16 protein-coding genes are annotated in these 14,453 nt (G+C 70.1%); 9 read left to right on the top strand and 7 right to left on the bottom strand.

All coding sequences use genetic code 11. The annotated features are described in order from the left end of the window. Positions 1 to 85 precede the first annotated feature (85 nt). From ACFDTH_RS01915 to ndk, 4 genes are all read left to right on the top strand, one after another. Positions 86 to 1,537 carry a leucyl aminopeptidase gene (locus ACFDTH_RS01915; protein WP_375285813.1) on the top strand — a complete coding sequence of 484 codons (1,452 nt, stop codon included), beginning with the start codon at positions 86 to 88 and terminating at the stop codon, positions 1,535 to 1,537. After that, positions 1,534 to 1,857: a DMT family transporter gene (locus ACFDTH_RS01910; RefSeq protein WP_375285812.1), complete on the top strand. Its 324-nt coding sequence runs from the start codon at positions 1,534 to 1,536 to the stop codon at positions 1,855 to 1,857. The genes ACFDTH_RS01915 and ACFDTH_RS01910 overlap by 4 nt, the downstream gene beginning before the upstream one ends. Position 1,858: 1 nt before the next feature. Then, entirely contained in the window at positions 1,859 to 2,299 is a 441-nt protein-coding gene (locus ACFDTH_RS01905; RefSeq protein ID WP_375285811.1) for a DNA polymerase III subunit chi, read from the top strand. 76 nt (positions 2,300 to 2,375) lie between these two features. After that, positions 2,376 to 2,798 carry a nucleoside-diphosphate kinase gene (gene ndk, locus ACFDTH_RS01900; RefSeq protein WP_375285810.1) on the top strand — a complete coding sequence of 141 codons (423 nt, stop codon included), beginning with the start codon at positions 2,376 to 2,378 and terminating at the stop codon, positions 2,796 to 2,798. Between the two features lie 102 nt (positions 2,799 to 2,900). On the opposite strand, the gene ACFDTH_RS01895 is transcribed toward ndk, so the two are convergent. The 4 genes from ACFDTH_RS01895 to purM all read right to left on the bottom strand — a co-directional run bounded on the left by ACFDTH_RS01895 (position 2,901) and on the right by purM (position 5,560). After that, a complete protein-coding gene (locus ACFDTH_RS01895; protein ID WP_375285809.1) occupies positions 2,901 to 3,485 on the bottom strand; it encodes a hypothetical protein in 585 nt (194 codons plus the stop codon). Further along, a complete protein-coding gene (locus ACFDTH_RS01890; RefSeq protein ID WP_375285808.1) occupies positions 3,482 to 3,850 on the bottom strand; it encodes an MmcQ/YjbR family DNA-binding protein in 369 nt (122 codons plus the stop codon). Before ACFDTH_RS01890 ends, ACFDTH_RS01895 begins: the two co-directional genes overlap by 4 nt. Then, positions 3,847 to 4,368 (bottom strand): phosphoribosylglycinamide formyltransferase, encoded by a 522-nt coding sequence (gene purN / locus ACFDTH_RS01885; RefSeq protein ID WP_375285807.1) that lies wholly within the window; start codon positions 4,366 to 4,368, stop codon positions 3,847 to 3,849. The genes ACFDTH_RS01890 and purN overlap by 4 nt, the downstream gene beginning before the upstream one ends. Positions 4,369 to 4,477: 109 nt before the next feature. Continuing rightward, positions 4,478 to 5,560, bottom strand: coding sequence for a phosphoribosylformylglycinamidine cyclo-ligase (gene purM / locus ACFDTH_RS01880; RefSeq protein WP_375285806.1), 1,083 nt, complete (start codon positions 5,558 to 5,560; stop codon positions 4,478 to 4,480). 64 nt (positions 5,561 to 5,624) lie between these two features. On the opposite strand from purM, the gene ACFDTH_RS01875 reads away from it, so the two are divergent. From ACFDTH_RS01875 to ACFDTH_RS01855, 5 genes are all read left to right on the top strand, one after another. Next, positions 5,625 to 6,845: a heavy-metal-associated domain-containing protein gene (locus ACFDTH_RS01875; RefSeq protein WP_375285805.1), complete on the top strand. Its 1,221-nt coding sequence runs from the start codon at positions 5,625 to 5,627 to the stop codon at positions 6,843 to 6,845. Further along, positions 6,842 to 7,450 carry a chromosomal replication initiator DnaA gene (locus ACFDTH_RS01870; protein WP_375285804.1) on the top strand — a complete coding sequence of 203 codons (609 nt, stop codon included), beginning with the start codon at positions 6,842 to 6,844 and terminating at the stop codon, positions 7,448 to 7,450. Before ACFDTH_RS01875 ends, ACFDTH_RS01870 begins: the two co-directional genes overlap by 4 nt. After that, positions 7,447 to 9,618 carry an RNA degradosome polyphosphate kinase gene (locus tag ACFDTH_RS01865; RefSeq protein WP_375285803.1) on the top strand — a complete coding sequence of 724 codons (2,172 nt, stop codon included), beginning with the start codon at positions 7,447 to 7,449 and terminating at the stop codon, positions 9,616 to 9,618. Before ACFDTH_RS01870 ends, ACFDTH_RS01865 begins: the two co-directional genes overlap by 4 nt. Next, entirely contained in the window at positions 9,615 to 11,066 is a 1,452-nt protein-coding gene (locus ACFDTH_RS01860) for a Ppx/GppA family phosphatase (RefSeq protein WP_375285802.1), read from the top strand. The genes ACFDTH_RS01865 and ACFDTH_RS01860 overlap by 4 nt, the downstream gene beginning before the upstream one ends. Positions 11,067 to 11,272: 206 nt before the next feature. Continuing rightward, entirely contained in the window at positions 11,273 to 12,559 is a 1,287-nt protein-coding gene (locus tag ACFDTH_RS01855) for an MFS transporter (RefSeq protein WP_375285801.1), read from the top strand. 4 nt (positions 12,560 to 12,563) lie between these two features. Here the strand turns inward: ACFDTH_RS01855 and ACFDTH_RS01850 are convergent, their stop codons facing one another. Genes ACFDTH_RS01850 through ACFDTH_RS01840 form a run of 3 tightly spaced genes read right to left on the bottom strand, consistent with a single transcriptional unit; the run spans position 12,564 to position 14,370 of the window. After that, positions 12,564 to 12,827, bottom strand: a complete 264-nt coding sequence (locus ACFDTH_RS01850; protein WP_375285800.1) for a hypothetical protein — start codon at positions 12,825 to 12,827, stop codon at positions 12,564 to 12,566. A 44-nt stretch (positions 12,828 to 12,871) separates the two neighbouring features. After that, the gene (rsmD, locus tag ACFDTH_RS01845) at positions 12,872 to 13,411 is read right to left on the bottom strand and encodes a 16S rRNA (guanine(966)-N(2))-methyltransferase RsmD (RefSeq protein WP_375285799.1); all 540 of its coding nucleotides are present in this window, start codon (positions 13,409 to 13,411) and stop codon (positions 12,872 to 12,874) included. After that, on the bottom strand, positions 13,411 to 14,370 hold the full coding sequence (locus ACFDTH_RS01840; protein WP_375285798.1) for a pseudouridine synthase: 960 nt from the start codon (positions 14,368 to 14,370) through the stop codon (positions 13,411 to 13,413). Before ACFDTH_RS01840 ends, rsmD begins: the two co-directional genes overlap by 1 nt. Positions 14,371 to 14,453: the final 83 nt, after the last annotated feature.

The following is a 14,453-nucleotide window of genomic DNA, read 5'->3' as shown; positions in this document are numbered from 1 at the left end:
GCACCCCCGTCGCTGTGGAGCAATCGGCGGCTTTGCCGATCGAAGACAAGGGGCCTAGAGGTCGGGAAAACAGCAGGACAATCCCATGAACATCGTTTTCGCCTCCGATCGCCCCGCCGACGCCCGCGTGGTCGCCTATCCCGTGGCGAAGGGCGGCGCGCCGGCCGGGCTGGACGAGGACGCCGCCGCGCTGGCCCGTGCGGCAAGCGCAGGGCAGCGCTTCGAGGGCGAGGCGGGCAGCGTCGCCGAGCTGTACCAGGCGGACGGCACCCGCGTGCTGCTGCTCGGAATCGGCGAGGGCGATGTCGCCGCCTGTGAAAAGGCGGGCGGCGCGCTCACCGCGCGGCTGCTGACCTCGGGCGTGACGGAGGTCAGCGTGGACCTGACCGGCACCTCCGTTGACGGCGATGCCGCTGCCCGGCTCGCCGCCGCCGCGCTCCAGCGCGCGTGGCGCTTTGACACCTACCGCACCAAGCTTCCCGACAAGCAGAAGCCGACGCTGGAGACGGTGACCGTGGTCGGCGCGCCGGAGGGCACGGACGCAGCGTGGCAGGCCGAGGAGGCGGTGTCCGCCGGCCTCGCGCTCACCCGCACGCTCGTCACGTTGCCTGCCAACCTGCTCTATCCCGAGACCTTTGTGAAGCGCGTGCTGGCCGAAGTGGAGGGCCTCGGCCTTGAAGCCACTGTGCTGGACGAAACGGCGATGGGCGAGCTGGGCATGGGCGCTCTGCTCGGCGTCAGCCAGGGGTCGCGGCGCGAGGCCCGCATTCTGGCACTCAAGTGGAACGGCGCAGGCGAGGGCGAGCCTGCGGTGGCGCTGGTCGGCAAGGGTGTGACCTTCGACACCGGCGGCATCTCGATCAAGCCCGCCGCCGGCATGGAGGACATGAAGTGGGACATGGGCGGCGCGGGCGCTGTCGCGGGCGCGATGAAGGCGCTCGCTCAGCGCAAGGCCAAGGCCAACGTGATCGGCGTGATGGGCCTCGTCGAGAACATGCCCGATGGCAACGCCCAGCGCCCCGGCGACGTGGTCACCTCCATGGATGGGCAGACCATCGAAGTGATCAACACCGATGCGGAAGGCCGGCTGGTGCTGTGCGACTGCATCACCTGGGTGCAGCGCACGCACAAGGTGAAGACGGTGGTCGATCTCGCCACGCTGACCGGGGCGATGATCGTCAGCCTGGGCAACGAATATGGCGGGCTGTTTTCCAACGACGATGGGCTGGCGGGGCAGCTGAGCGCCGCGGGCGAAACCGTCGGCGACAAGCTTTGGCGCTTCCCGCTCGCGGACGCCTATGACCGTCTGATCGACAGCCAGATCGCCGACATCAAGAATGTCGGCCCGCGCGGCGCCGGTTCGATCACCGCGGCGCAGTTCCTGAAGCGCTTCGTGGACGAGGGCGTGAAATGGGCGCACCTCGACATCGCGGGGATGGTGTGGAGCGACAAGGACGGGCCGACCTGGGCCAAGGGCGCGACCGGCTATGGCGTGCGCCTGCTCGACCGCTTCGTGGCGGACGCCCTGGAGAAGTGAGTCCCTGGGCGTTCCTGGCGGTGGCGATCGGGCTGGAGGTGACGGGCACCTTCCTGCTCAAGCTGTCGCACGGGTTCGAGAAGTGGCAATGGGGCAGCCTGTCCATTCTCTGCTACTCCGCCTGCTTCTGGATGCTTGCGCCGGCCATGCGCGCGCTGCCGGTGGGCGTGGTCTATGCGATTTGGTCGGGCGTCGGCATCGTCGCGGCGGCGCTGCTGGGGTGGACCGTGTTCGGCGAACGGCTCGGCGCGGTCCAACTGGCCTGCGTCGCGCTGATCCTCGGCGCAGCGGTGGTGCTCCAGATCTCGACGCGAGCGTGAGATGCAGGTCGACTTCTATCACCTGACCGTCATGCCTCTGGAACGCGTGCTGCCGCAGATCGCCGAGAAGGTGCTCGCCGGCGGCAACCGGCTGCTCGTGGTCGACGCGGACGAGCGGCGGCGCGCGGCGCTTGACCGGCTGTTGTGGACCTTCGCCCCCGAAAGCTTCGTGCCCCATGCGCAGATCGGCAGCGACGCGGACGCGCATCAGCCGATCCTGCTCGCCGGCGAGGTGAACGCCGCCAATGGCGCGAAGCACATCGCTTTGGCGGACGGCGTGTGGCGCGACGATGCGCTTGATTTCGACCGGGTCTTCCACTTCTTCGACGAGGAGGTGATCCGCGCCGCGCGGGCCGCCTGGAAGGGGTTGGCGGAGCGCGAGGGCGTGAGCCGGCGTTACTGGAAGCAGAATGAGGCGGGGCGTTGGGAGCAGGCCGCATAGTTGCCAAGCCGGCCCCATCCGCCTAAGGGCGCCGCGCAGTTTTCCCGCAATCTTTATCCAGGAGCCCGTGACCGCCATGGCCGCGACCCGTACCTTTTCGATCATCAAGCCCGATGCGACCCGCCGCAACCTGACCGGTGCGGTCACCAAGATGCTTGAGGACGCCGGCCTGCGCGTGATCGCCTCCAAGCGCATCCGCATGACCCGCGAGCAGGCCGAGGGCTTCTACGGCGTCCACAAGGAGCGGCCGTTCTTCAACGACCTGGTCACCTTCATGACCTCCGGCCCGGTGGTGGTGCAGGTGCTGGAAGGCGAGGATGCGGTGAAGCGGAACCGCGACGTGATGGGCGCGACCAACCCCGAGAACGCCGATGCCGGCACGATCCGCAAGGAACTGGCCGAGTCGATCGAGGCGAACTCGGTGCACGGTTCGGATTCGGAAGAGAATGCCGCCACCGAGATCGCGTTCTTCTTCAAGGACGAAGAGATCGTCGGCTGATCCTAAGCTCCGTTCGGCCTGAGCGAAGTCGAAGGCTAAGCCCCCTGCTTAGCCATATGCTTCGACTTCGCTCAGCACGAACGGCGGCTGGATACGCCTGCGCTAAGGCTTCTGCCTCGCCCAGGCGCGCTCCAGCGCGGCGGGCGAGGCGCTGCGGTCGGCCAGTGCGAAGCCGGTGAGGCGCAGCACCCGGCCGCGCAGCAGGCGCCCCTCGGTGGCCCACAGGATATCGTAGCGCGCGGTGTCGCTGTGCCGGGCGTCGCCGTCCCACCAAGTTACGGTGATCAACACCGGAAGACGGCCCTGACGCTCGTCGGTGCCCTTGTCAGTCAACTCCAGCAGTCTGTTGGAGAACGACCCGGCCTGGATCGTCGGACCCGGCATCAGATCGACGGGGCGGATCCCCAGAGCAGCGGGGAAACGGATGGTCGCCGCGCTGAAGACGTGTGCCGGATCGGCAAGCGAGATGCTTTCCCCGCCCGGCTTCACCGTTCCGACGAGCGTCACGCGCGCCTTGGCCTTGCCCTCGGCGGCGGTCGCCTGCGCCCTGTCGGCACGTTCCTCCTGCCGGTCCGACCAGTTGAGATAGAGCGTCAGCGCGCCGATCAGCAGGCCGGCGACCGCGACGAACTCGGCCAAGGTGATCCAGCGGCGGCGGGTGCGCGCCTGATCTGCCGATTCGCTCATCGCCCGCCTGCCTCCAGCAGGCGCCGCGGGGCGACCAGTTCCCAGCTCCTCGCGATCCGGTCGCCGACGAGATCCCAGTCGGGATCGCCCGCGACACGGATCGCCACCCAGCCGGACGGGCCGAGATAAGGCGGTCGATAGTAGGTCTCGGGATCGCCCTCGATCAGCATCGCCTGCTCGTCGCTGCCGCTGGTCTTGACCATCACGCTGGTCTCGCCGTCGCCGTGGTGGTCGTGCCAGAAATAGGCGAAGAACTTGCCGCCCTCGATATGGAAGCCGGGCGACCCGTGGCTCAGCCGCTCGGCAGTGCCGGGCAGTGCCAGCGCGGTCTCGCGGACCCGGGCGAGGGCTGCATCGGGGGTCATCGGGCGCACCATTCGGACAGAACGCGGGGGTAGAGCCGATGCTCCTCGGCGAGGACGCGCGCGGCGAGCGTCTCGGGCGTGTCGCCCGGCAGGATCGGCACGCGCGCCTGGCCGAGCACCTCGCCGGCGTCGAGCTCCTCGGTGACGATGTGGACCGAGGCGCCCGCCTCCGCATCGCTGGCGGCGATGGCGCGGGCGTGGGTGTCGAGGCCCTTGTAGTTGGGGAGCAGCGAGGGGTGGATGTTGACGATCCGCCCGCGCCAGCGCGCGACGAAATCGTCCGACAGCAGCCGCATGTAGCCCGCGAGGGCGATCCGATCGGTGCCGGCATCGCGGAGCGCGGCGTCGAGCTCGGCTTCATAGGCGGGCTTGCCGATCCCCTTGGGCGAGAGCGCGAAGGTGGCGAGGCCTCGCTCGCGCGCCCAGGCGAGGCCGGCGGCGTCCGGCCGATCGGAGGCGACCAAGCTGATCTTGAAAGGCGTGTCCGGACCTTTTGCAGCCTCAACGAGCGCCATCATGTTCGAACCACGGCCGGAGATCAGGACTGCTACATTCTTCACGATGCACCCCGTTGTGCTCCCGCGAAAACGGGAGCCCAGGCTCTGTCCCCGCCTTCGCGGGGACACGTTATTGGTTGTGAGTCGCCGACCACGGTTCGCGTGCGCTCCAGGTTTCGGACAGGCCGCGCACGGTGCAGCCGCGCTGGCCGGCTTCGACGATGCCGATGCGGAACACCGTCTCGCCCGCCGCCGCGAGGTCCGCAGCGATTGCGTCCGCCATATCGGCAGCGACGACCAGCGCCATGCCGATGCCGCAGTTGAAGGTGCGCGCCATCTCGCCGGGCTCGATCCCGCCCTGCGCCTGGAGGAAGGCCATCAGTCGCGGCTGCGGCCAGGCGTCGGCATCCACCACCGCATGCGCCTCGTCCGGCAGCACGCGCGGGATGTTCTCCAGCAGCCCGCCGCCGGTGATGTGGGCGAGCCCCTTGATTCGGCCGGCGCGCAGCAGGGGCAGCAGGCTGGCGACATAGATGCGGGTGGGCGCCATCAGATGGTCGATCAGCAGCCGGTCGGGATCGAACAGGGCAGGGCGGTCGAGCTTCCAGCCATGATCCGCGGCGAGGCGGCGGACCAGGCTGAAGCCGTTCGAATGGATGCCATTGGAGGCGAGGCCGAGGATCACGTCGCCCGCGCCGATGCCGGCACCGGTGAGGAGCTGGTCGCGCTCAACCGCGCCGACGCAGAAGCCGGCAAGGTCGTAATCGCCATCGGCGTACATGCCGGGCATCTCCGCGGTCTCGCCGCCAATCAGCGCGCAACCCGCCTGGCGGCAGCCCTCGGCGATCGAGGCGACGACGCGCTCGGCGACGGCGGCGTCGAGCTTGCCCGAAGCATAATAGTCCAGGAAGAACAAAGGCTCGGCGCCCTGCACGACCAGGTCGTTGGCGCACATGGCGACCAGATCGATGCCGACGCCGTCGTGGCGATCCCATTCGATCGCCAGCTTCAGCTTGGTGCCGACGCCGTCGTTGGCGGCGACCAGCAGCGGATCGGTGAAGCCGGCCGCCTTGAGGTCGAACACCCCGCCGAAGCCGCCCAGCTCGGCATCGGCGCCGGGCCGCCGCGTCGCGCGGGCGAGGGGGGCGATGGCGCGGACCAGCGCGTTGCCTGCGGCGATCGAGACGCCGGCCTGCTCGTAAGTGTAGCTCATCGAAGCCGCGCCTAGACATATCGCGCTTGGATTTCCACGGGCGGTTCGCCAAAAGGCGCCGCCTATGCGTCTGCGTGCCCCCATCGCCCTTCTGATCGCGCTCGGCGTGGCGGGGACCGTGTTCGCCCAGATCGAGGGCGGCGACCGCGGCGTCGCGCCGGTCGACAGTTCGGGCGACTATGAGGTGAGCGACATCACCGTCGATGTCGCGGGCAAGACCGCGGACGCGGCGCGGCTGGGCGGCTGGCGGATCGCGCAGCGCAAGGCCTGGGCGGCGCTGTCGAAACGGCTGGGCGGCGGCGGCGCAGCCGTTTCGGACGGGACGCTGGATGCGATCGTCTCCGGCATCGTCGTCCAGAACGAGCAAATTTCGCCGACGCGCTATATCGCGCGGCTGGGTGTGCTGTTCGATCGCACCAGAGCGAGCGCGCTGCTCGGCATCGCCAGCTATTCGACGCGTTCGCCGGCCATGGTGGTGCTGCCGCTGCAATGGTCAGGCGGAGCGGGCAGCGTATTCGAGACGCGCACCGCCTGGCAGGAGGCCTGGGCGCGCTACCGCACCGGCAACAGCACGATCGACTATATCCGGCCGACCGGCACCGGGCCGGACGCCTTGCTGCTCAACCTGGGGCAGACCGGCCGGCCGGGGCGCGGATGGTGGCGGCATGTCCTGGGCCAATATGGCGGCGTCGACGTGCTGATCCCGACCGTGCGGCTGGCGCGGCAATGGCCCGGCGGGCCGGTGGTGGCGGAGTTCGAGGCGCGGCACGGGCCCGACAACCGGATGCTGGGCAGCTTCAAGCTTCGCGTCGCCTCGGCCGCCGGGCTGCCGCAACTGCTCGACACCGGCGTCCAGCGGATCGACGACCTGTACCAGCAGGCGCTGCGCAGCGGCTATCTGGCGACCGACAAGGGGCTGACCTGGACGCCGGCCGCGGCGACAGAGACCGAAGAAACGCTGCCGGAGGACACGCTGGCGACCGAGAGCACCGCGGCGGTGGTCACCATCCTGGTCCAGTTCGACTCGCCCGGCGCGGCGGCGGTGACCAATACCGAGTCGGCGGTGCGTGGCGTGCCGGGAGTCTCCGGCGCCACCACCAACAGCCTGGCGCTGGGCGGCACCTCGATCATGTCGGTGAGCTACGGCGGCCCGCCCGAAGCGTTCCGCCAGGCGCTGGAGGCGCGCGGCTGGCAGGTGTTCGGCAGTGGCACTGCCCTGCGCATTCGCCGTGCGCCGCAGTTGTTGCCGCCCGACATCCAGGCGGACAACACGACCGCGGGATGACCCAGATCGCGCTGCCCTTCGTGTGGCCAGACGACCCGTGCGACGACGACTTTCTGGTGACCGCCTCCAACGCGGGGGCGGTGCAGCTGCTGGAGCATTGGGCGACCTGGCCGGTGCGCAGCGCGCTGCTGGTCGGCCCGCGCAAGTCCGGCCGCAGCCTGCTCGCCCGGATTTTCGCGGCGAAGAGCGGCGGCGCAATGCTCGACGATGCGGACACGCGGCCGGAAAGCGAGCTGTTCCACGCCTGGAACGCGGCGCAAGAGGGCAGGCGTCCGCTGGTGATCGTGGCGCAGGCGGCGCCGCCCGAATGGGCGGTGCGCCTGCCCGACCTACGCTCGCGGCTCGGCGCCAGCCCGGTGGCGCGGATCGGCGCTCCTGACGACGCGCTGGTCGAGGCGCTGTTGCGCCGCGGCTTCCTGAAGCGCGGGCTCGACGCGCGCGACGACCTGATCGCCTGGCTGGTCCGCCATATCGAGCGGAGTCACGTCGCCGTCATCCGCGTGATAGATGCGCTGGAGGCGGAGGCGCTCGGCCGCCGTCGACGGCTGACGGTGTCGCTCGCCCGGACCGTCCTGGCCCGCGCTGCGTTGATCGAGGAACCATGACCCGCCCAGCCCATCTTGCCCGCATCGATGCCGACGACGACCTGTTCGAGAAGACGTCCGGCGACCGTTACTTCAATCGTGAGCTTTCCTGGCTCGCCTTCAACCGGCGCGTGCTGGAGGAGGCGTGCAACCCGGCGCACCCGCTGCTGGAGCGGCTGCGCTTCCTGTCGATCTCGGGATCGAACATCGACGAATTCTACATGGTCCGTGTCGCCGGGTTGAAGGGGCAGTTGCTCCAGGATGTGGAAGCGCGCTCCCAGGACGGGCTGACTCCGAGCCAGCAGCTCGCCGCGATCACCGCCGCCGCCGATGCCCTACTCGCCAGCCAGGAATCGGTCTGGCGCGACCTTCGCCACATGCTCGCCGATACCGGCATCCAGGTGCTGGGATCGAGCAAGGTCGATGCGGTGCTCTCCGCCGAGGAACTCGGCTGGCTGGAGACCTTTTTCAAGGAACAGCTGTTTCCGGTGTTGACGCCGCAGGCGCTGGATCCCGCGCATCCGTTCCCGTTCATGCCCAACAAGGGCCTGGCGGTGATGTTCGACCTGGTTCGCCGCTCGGATGGGGAGCCGATCCGCGAACTGGTGATGCTGCCCTCGCCGATGGCGCGCTTCGTCCGGATGCCAGGCGCGCGCGCGCGCTATGTGGCGGTCGAATCGATCGTGAAGCGCTTCTCGGGGCTGCTGTTTCCCGGCTATGAGGTGAAAGGCGCTGCCGAGTTCCGAGTCCTGCGCGACAGCGACATCGAGATCGAGGAAGAAGCGGAGGATCTGGTCCGCTACTTCGCCAATGCGATCAAGCGGCGGCGGCGCGGGCGGGTGATCCGGCTGGAGCTGGAGACGGGCATGCCCGACGCGCTGGCCGAGGTGCTGCGCGAGGAGCTGGGCAGCGACGCGATCACCACCGAATCGGGCTCGTTCCTGGGCATCGCGGACCTGTCGCTGCTGATCGACGAGGACCGGCCGGACCTGAAGTTCCCGCCCTTCGCCGCGCGCTTCCCCGAGCGGATCCGCGAGTTCGGCGGCGATTGCTTCGCGGCGATCAGTGCCAAGGACATCGTTGTCCATCACCCGTACGAGACGTTCGACGTGGTGCTAGCCTTCTTGAAGCAGGCAGCGGCGGACCCGGACGTGGTGGCGATTAAGCAGACGCTGTATCGCGCGGGCAAGCAGTCCGCGGTGATCAACGCGCTGATCGCCGCGGCGGAGGCGGGCAAGTCGGTCACCGCAGTGGTGGAGCTCAAGGCGCGCTTCGACGAGGAGCAGAACCTGCAATGGGCGAGCGCACTGGAGCGCGCGGGCGTCCAGGTGGTCTATGGCTTCATCGACTGGAAGACCCACGCCAAGGTGGCGATGGTGGTGCGGCGCGAGGGCGGGCAGTTCCGCACCTACTGCCATTTCGGCACGGGTAACTACCACCCGATCACCGCGCGCATCTACACGGACCTGAGCTTCTTCACCGCCGACCCGCGCGCCGGCCGGGATGCGGCGCGGATGTTCAACTACATCACCGGCTATGTCGAGCCGGAGGACATGGAGCTGGTGACGCTGAGCCCGCGCGACTTGCGCGCGCGCCTGATCGAGCTGATCGACCGCGAGATCGGCTTCGCGCGCGCGGGAGAGCCGGCGGCGGTGTGGGCCAAGATGAACAGCCTGGTCGATCCGCTCATCATCGAGAAGCTGTACGAAGCGAGCGGCGCGGGCGTGGAGGTGGACCTGATCATCCGGGGCATCTGCTGCCTGCGCCCCGGCGTGCCCGGCATGTCAGAGAACATCCGGGTAAAGTCGGTGATCGGCCGCTTCCTAGAGCACAGCCGGATCGCGGTGTTCGGCAACGGGCGGGACTTGCCCAACGACGGCGCGGTGGTGCTGATCTCCTCGGCCGACTGGATGCCGCGCAACTTCGACCGCCGCGTCGAATATCTGCTGCCGATCGACAATCCGACGGTGCACGAGCAGGTGCTGGACCAGGTGATGGTCGCCAACCTGCTGGACGACGAGCAGAGCTGGGAGCTCCAGCCGGATGGCAGCTACATCCGCGATCAGCCCGGCGAGACGCCGTTCAACCTGCATCGCTATTTCATGACCAACCCGTCGCTGTCCGGCCGCGGCGCCGCGCTTGATGCAGGAAGGGCAGTTCCGCGCCTTTCCGTGAGGCGCCGCGGGTGAGCGAACCGCGCACCGCGATCATCGACATCGGGTCCAACTCGATCCGCCTCGTCGTCTACCAGGGGCCGCGGCGGCTGCCCGCGATCCTGTTCAACGAGAAGGTGCTGGCGGGCCTAGGCCGTTCGCTGGCCGAGAGCGGCACGATCGACGCCGAGGCGATGGCGAGCGCCGGCACCGCGCTGGCGCGCTTCGCCGGCCTGGCGCGCGAGATGAAGGCCGATCGCGTCCGCACCGTGGCGACCGCGGCGGTGCGCGATGCGAGCAACGGGGCAGAGCTGATCGAGCTGGCCGAACGGTCAAGCCTGACGGTCGAGCTGCTGTCGGGCGAGCAGGAGGCGACCGCATCGGGCATGGGCGTGCTGTCCGGCATCCCCGACGCGGATGGCATCGTCGGCGACCTGGGCGGCGGCAGCCTGGAGCTGGTGCGCGTGGTGGCGGGCGCAATCACCGATCGCGTCTCGTTTCCGCTGGGCGTGCTGCGCCTCCAGGCGTTGCGCGACGGCACCGGTCGGCTCGCCCGCACGGTGGCGCGGATGCTGGCCGAGGCGGGATGGAGCGGGCGGGGCAAGGACCTGCCTCTGTACCTGGTCGGCGGTTCGTGGCGTGCGCTCGCGCGGCTGGACATGGACGTGATCGGCTATCCACTGCCGATCATCCACCAATATGCCATGTCGGGCGAGACGATCATCCGGCTCGGCCGCACGCTCGCGCACGTCTCCAAGAGCCGGCTGAAGGCGGTGCCGGGGATCTCGTCCGGCCGCATCCCGACGCTGGGCAATGCCGCGGCGCTGCTGGGTTTGCTGGTGCGCGAGCTGAAATCGAGCGGCACGATCGTCTCCGCCTTCGGGCTGCGGGAAGGACTGCTCTACGCGGCGCTCGACGAGGCGGAGCGGCGCGAGGATCCGCTGCTGGTGGCGACGCGCAGCGAGGGCGAGCGCGCGGGGCGCTTCCCCGAACATGGCGCGCTGCTGGACGAATGGATCGCGCCGCTGTTCGAAGGCGAGCCGGCCGAAGCGGCGCGGCTGCGTGAGGCCGCCTGCCACCTCGCCGACGTGGGCTGGCGCGCCAACCCGGATTTCCGCGCCGAACGGGGCGTCGAGATTGCGCTGCACGGCAATTGGGTGGCGATCGACGCCGCGGGTCGCGCCCGGCTGGCGCAGGCCTTGTGGACCAGCCTGGGCGGCGACATCACCACGCCCGTGCCGTTGAACGCGCTGGCGGATCGGGCGCAGCTCGATCGCGCGGTCGCCTGGGGCCTGGCGATGCGGCTGGGCCAGCGGCTGAGCGGGGGGCTGGCCGGGCCGCTCCAGCGCTCGCGGCTGAGCAGCGATGGCAAGGCGCTGCGGCTGCATCTCTCCGAGGCGGACCGCCCGCTCTACGGCGAGGCGGTGGCGAAACGGCATACGGCGCTCGCCCAGGCACTCGGGCAGGTAGCGGCGCTCGGCTGAAAAGGCGGGGCGGCTCCAATGAGCCGCCCCGTAGTCCGGGGGCCGGGCGCGAAGGGGGGAGGCACCCGGCACACGATCGCCGACAGGGGAGCGGCGACCGGGCGGCTGTGGCGGACCAATCTTGCGGGCATGTTACGCCGATCGCAGCAAAGTATGTCGCAGCCGAAACATTGTCGGATCGCCCGCGCCGGGACTAGGGCGGGCGGATGACCAGCCGCACCAGCCACACCCGCGTCCTCCTCGCCAGCTTCGTCGGCACGGGTGTCGAGTTCTACGACTTCTACATCTACGCCACCGCCGCCAGCCTGGTGTTCGGCGAGCTGTTCTTTGCGGGCGAGGCGGAGAGCATGCGCCAGCTGGCGAGCTTCGCGACGCTGGCGGTGGCGTTCTTCGCGCGGCCGATCGGCGCGGCCTTCTTCGGCCATTTCGGCGACCGGATCGGCCGCAAGTCCACCCTGGTCGCCAGCCTGCTGACCATGGGGCTTTCCACCACGCTGATCGCCTTTCTGCCCACCTATGCGCAGGCGGGCTTCTGGGCGCCGTTCGCTTTGTGCGTGCTGCGCTTCGGCCAGGGCTTCGGCCTGGGCGGAGAATGGGGCGGCGCGGCGCTGCTGGCGGTGGAGCATGCACCGCCCGGCTGGCGCGCCCGCTATGGCTGCGCCCCGCAGATGGGGGCGCCGGCGGGGTTCATCGCCGCCAACGGGCTGTTCCTGCTGCTTGGGGTGTGGCTGACGCCCGAACAGTTCCGCGATTGGGGCTGGCGTATCCCGTTTCTGGTCAGCGCGCTGCTGGTCGGGCTGGGGCTGTGGATCCGCCTCAAGCTCGCCGAGACGCCCGAGTTCGCCGCCTCGCTGAAGGAAGCGCTGCCGCCCGCGGTGCCGCTGGCCGAGCTGTTCCGCCGGCATCTGGGCGCCACGCTGGTCGGCACGATCGGCGCGGTCGCCTGTTTCGCGCTCTATTATGTCGCGACCGCTTTCGCGCTGGGCTTCGGCACCAAGACGCTGGGCTTCTCGATGCAGCAGATGCTTCAGGCGCAGCTGGGCGCGATCCTGTTCATGGCGGTGGGCATCTACGTTTCGGCCTGGATGGCGGACGCGCGCTGGGACGAGCGGCGCGTGCTCGCCGGCGGCTGCGTGGGCGTGGTGCTGGCGGGCGGGCTGATGCAGCCGATGATGGGATCGGGGTCGCTGGCGCTGGTGTTTGCCTATCTGGCGCTCAGCCTGCTGCTGATGGGGTTCGTCTACGGGCCGCTGGGCGCCTGGCTGCCCGGTCTGTTCCCGGCGCGGGTGCGCTACACCGGCGCGTCGATGGCGTTCAACGTCGCCGGGGTGATCGGGGGCGGGCTTACCCCGCTCGCCGCGCAGGCGCTGGCGCAAGGGTTCGGCCTGTGGGCGGTGGGGCTTTACGGCAGCGCCGCGGCGGGGCTGAGCCTGGTGGCGCTGCTGGCGTCACGGCCACGGGCGGGTGTGCAGGCGGCGGTGCTGGAGCCGTGAACGGCTAGCTGCCACTCCCACCTGCCGCATCCTCGTCGAGGTCTTCGCCGGCCGCACCACCGCCCGCGCCGACACCCGAGCCGATCACTCCATCCACAGGTAGGCGCCTCTCGCCATCGGCCTCGCGCCAGGCGCGTTGGCCGGGCTGGTCATATTCCTGGCCGGAATAGCCCGGCCCGGTGCCGGCCGCATCGGGCGTCGGTGTGTCGTCCGGCCGGGTGCCGGGGGAGCGGAGGCCGTTGTCGGGCGGCAGGTCTTTGTCGGGCATCGCTGATCTCCTCGCCCGCTCAACGCATGGCCGAGGCGATCGGGTCAGTCGCGACGGAGCAGGGTGAGCCGGGCGGCGCCATGGATGCGCGGCGGCTCGGCGAAGAAGCCGGCGACCTCGACCGGCTCGTCACGCGCGGTCTCGATGCTTACCCAGGTCGCCGGGCCGATCCAGCCGAGCCGCGCGAGGCGATCGAGCGCCACCGCGCCGGCGCCGGTGCCATAAGGCGGATCCATCAGGATCAGGTCGACCGGTGCCGGCACGGGACCGAGCGCCATCACCGAGATCGGGCGCACGCTGGTTCCCGCCGCGCCGAGCTTGGCGATGTTCGCCTTGAGCGCGTCGAGCGCCGCCCGATCCTGTTCGACGAACTGGCAGGAGGCGGCGCCGCGCGACAGCGCCTCCAGCCCCAGCGCGCCCGAGCCGGCGAACAGGTCCGCCACCGCCAGACCCTCGAAGCTGCCGACGCGGTTCGCCAGCATCGAGAACAAGGCCTCGCGCACCCGGTCGGCGGTCGGTCGGGTCGCCTCCCCCTTGGGCGCGGCGAGCGGCCGACCGCGCCACTGCCCGGCGATGATCCGCATCAGCGCTTGCCGGGCGTGCGCGGCGCGTCGCCGCGAAACGCTTTGGCGCGCGCGGCGCGGCGCTCGCCACCGCGGACGGCCAGGCTGCCGTCGGCACGCTTGCGGACGACCTTGCCTTCCGGGCGTTTCGGCTTCCCCGCCGCTTTCGGCGCTGCCGCCTTCACCGGCGCTGGTTTCTCTACAATCGGCTTGGCTGGAGCCGGCGCGCGGCGACGCGGCTGGGGCAGGTCCTTGCGGCGCGGGTTGGCGGCGAGCGACTCGACATCATGGCGGCGCACCTCGACCACCTCGCCCGCCGGCATGTCGCCGAGGTGGAAGGGGCCGTAGCGCGTGCGGATCAGCCGGCTGACCTTGAGGCCGAGATGCTCCAGCACGCGGCGCACCTCGCGATTCTTGCCCTCGGTCAGCGTCAGCTCGATCCACGTGTTGGCGCCGGTGCGCCGCTCCAGGTTGGCGTCGATGGAGCCGTAGCGGACGCCGTCGATCTCGATCCCCTCGACCAGACTCTCCAGCGCTTCCTGCGACACCGCGCCATAGGCGCGCGCGCGATAGCTGCGCTCCACGCCGGTGGCGGGCAGTTCCAGCGTCCGCTTGAGCCCGCCGTCGGTGGTGAGCAGCAGCAGCCCTTCGGTGGAGAGATCGAGCCGACCGACCGGCATCACGCGCGGCAGCGCCGTCGGCAACCGGTCGTAGATCGTCGGGCGGCCGCGCGGGTCACGCTCGGTGGTGAGCAGGCCGGATGGCTTGTGGTAGAGGAACAGCCGCGCAGGCTCGGGCTCCGCCACGGGATTGCCGTCGACGGTGACGCCGTCGAGCGAGGGCAGCAGCGTGGCGGGCGTGTCGATCGGGGTGCCGCGCAGCGCGACGCGGCCCTCGGCGATCATGCGCTCGATCTCGCGACGGGAGGCGACGCCGGCGCGGGCAAGCAGCTTGGCGATACGGTGGGTGGGAACGGCCATCGCCCGCCTATAAGCGCGTTGTGCCCTGTAAAGAAAACTTTGCGACCGAAGGGCAGGGCGGGCGTTTAGGCACGAAGGCGTAA

The organism is Sphingomonas sp., assembly GCF_042096255.1.
Lineage (GTDB): Bacteria > Pseudomonadota > Alphaproteobacteria > Sphingomonadales > Sphingomonadaceae > Sphingomonas.
This window is presented reverse-complemented; position numbering and strand designations above follow the sequence as displayed.

Bases quoted from the DNA above. Each gene is read 5' to 3' on its own strand.
- ACFDTH_RS01915 (WP_375285813.1), top strand. From the start codon at position 86: ATGAACATCGTTTTCGCCTCCGATCGCCCCGCCGACGCCCGCGTGGTC.
- ACFDTH_RS01905 (WP_375285811.1), top strand. From the start codon at position 1,859: ATGCAGGTCGACTTCTATCACCTGACCGTCATGCCTCTGGAACGCGTG.
- ndk (WP_375285810.1), top strand. From the start codon at position 2,376: ATGGCCGCGACCCGTACCTTTTCGATCATCAAGCCCGATGCGACCCGC.
- ACFDTH_RS01895 (WP_375285809.1), bottom strand. From the start codon at position 3,485: ATGAGCGAATCGGCAGATCAGGCGCGCACCCGCCGCCGCTGGATCACC.
- ACFDTH_RS01890 (WP_375285808.1), bottom strand. From the start codon at position 3,850: ATGACCCCCGATGCAGCCCTCGCCCGGGTCCGCGAGACCGCGCTGGCA.
- purN (WP_375285807.1), bottom strand. From the start codon at position 4,368: ATGATGGCGCTCGTTGAGGCTGCAAAAGGTCCGGACACGCCTTTCAAG.
- purM (WP_375285806.1), bottom strand. From the start codon at position 5,560: ATGAGCTACACTTACGAGCAGGCCGGCGTCTCGATCGCCGCAGGCAAC.
- ACFDTH_RS01875 (WP_375285805.1), top strand. From the start codon at position 5,625: ATGCGTCTGCGTGCCCCCATCGCCCTTCTGATCGCGCTCGGCGTGGCG.
- ACFDTH_RS01870 (WP_375285804.1), top strand. From the start codon at position 6,842: ATGACCCAGATCGCGCTGCCCTTCGTGTGGCCAGACGACCCGTGCGAC.
- ACFDTH_RS01865 (WP_375285803.1), top strand. From the start codon at position 7,447: ATGACCCGCCCAGCCCATCTTGCCCGCATCGATGCCGACGACGACCTG.
- ACFDTH_RS01855 (WP_375285801.1), top strand. From the start codon at position 11,273: ATGACCAGCCGCACCAGCCACACCCGCGTCCTCCTCGCCAGCTTCGTC.
- ACFDTH_RS01850 (WP_375285800.1), bottom strand. From the start codon at position 12,827: ATGCCCGACAAAGACCTGCCGCCCGACAACGGCCTCCGCTCCCCCGGC.
- rsmD (WP_375285799.1), bottom strand. From the start codon at position 13,411: ATGCGGATCATCGCCGGGCAGTGGCGCGGTCGGCCGCTCGCCGCGCCC.
- ACFDTH_RS01840 (WP_375285798.1), bottom strand. From the start codon at position 14,370: ATGGCCGTTCCCACCCACCGTATCGCCAAGCTGCTTGCCCGCGCCGGC.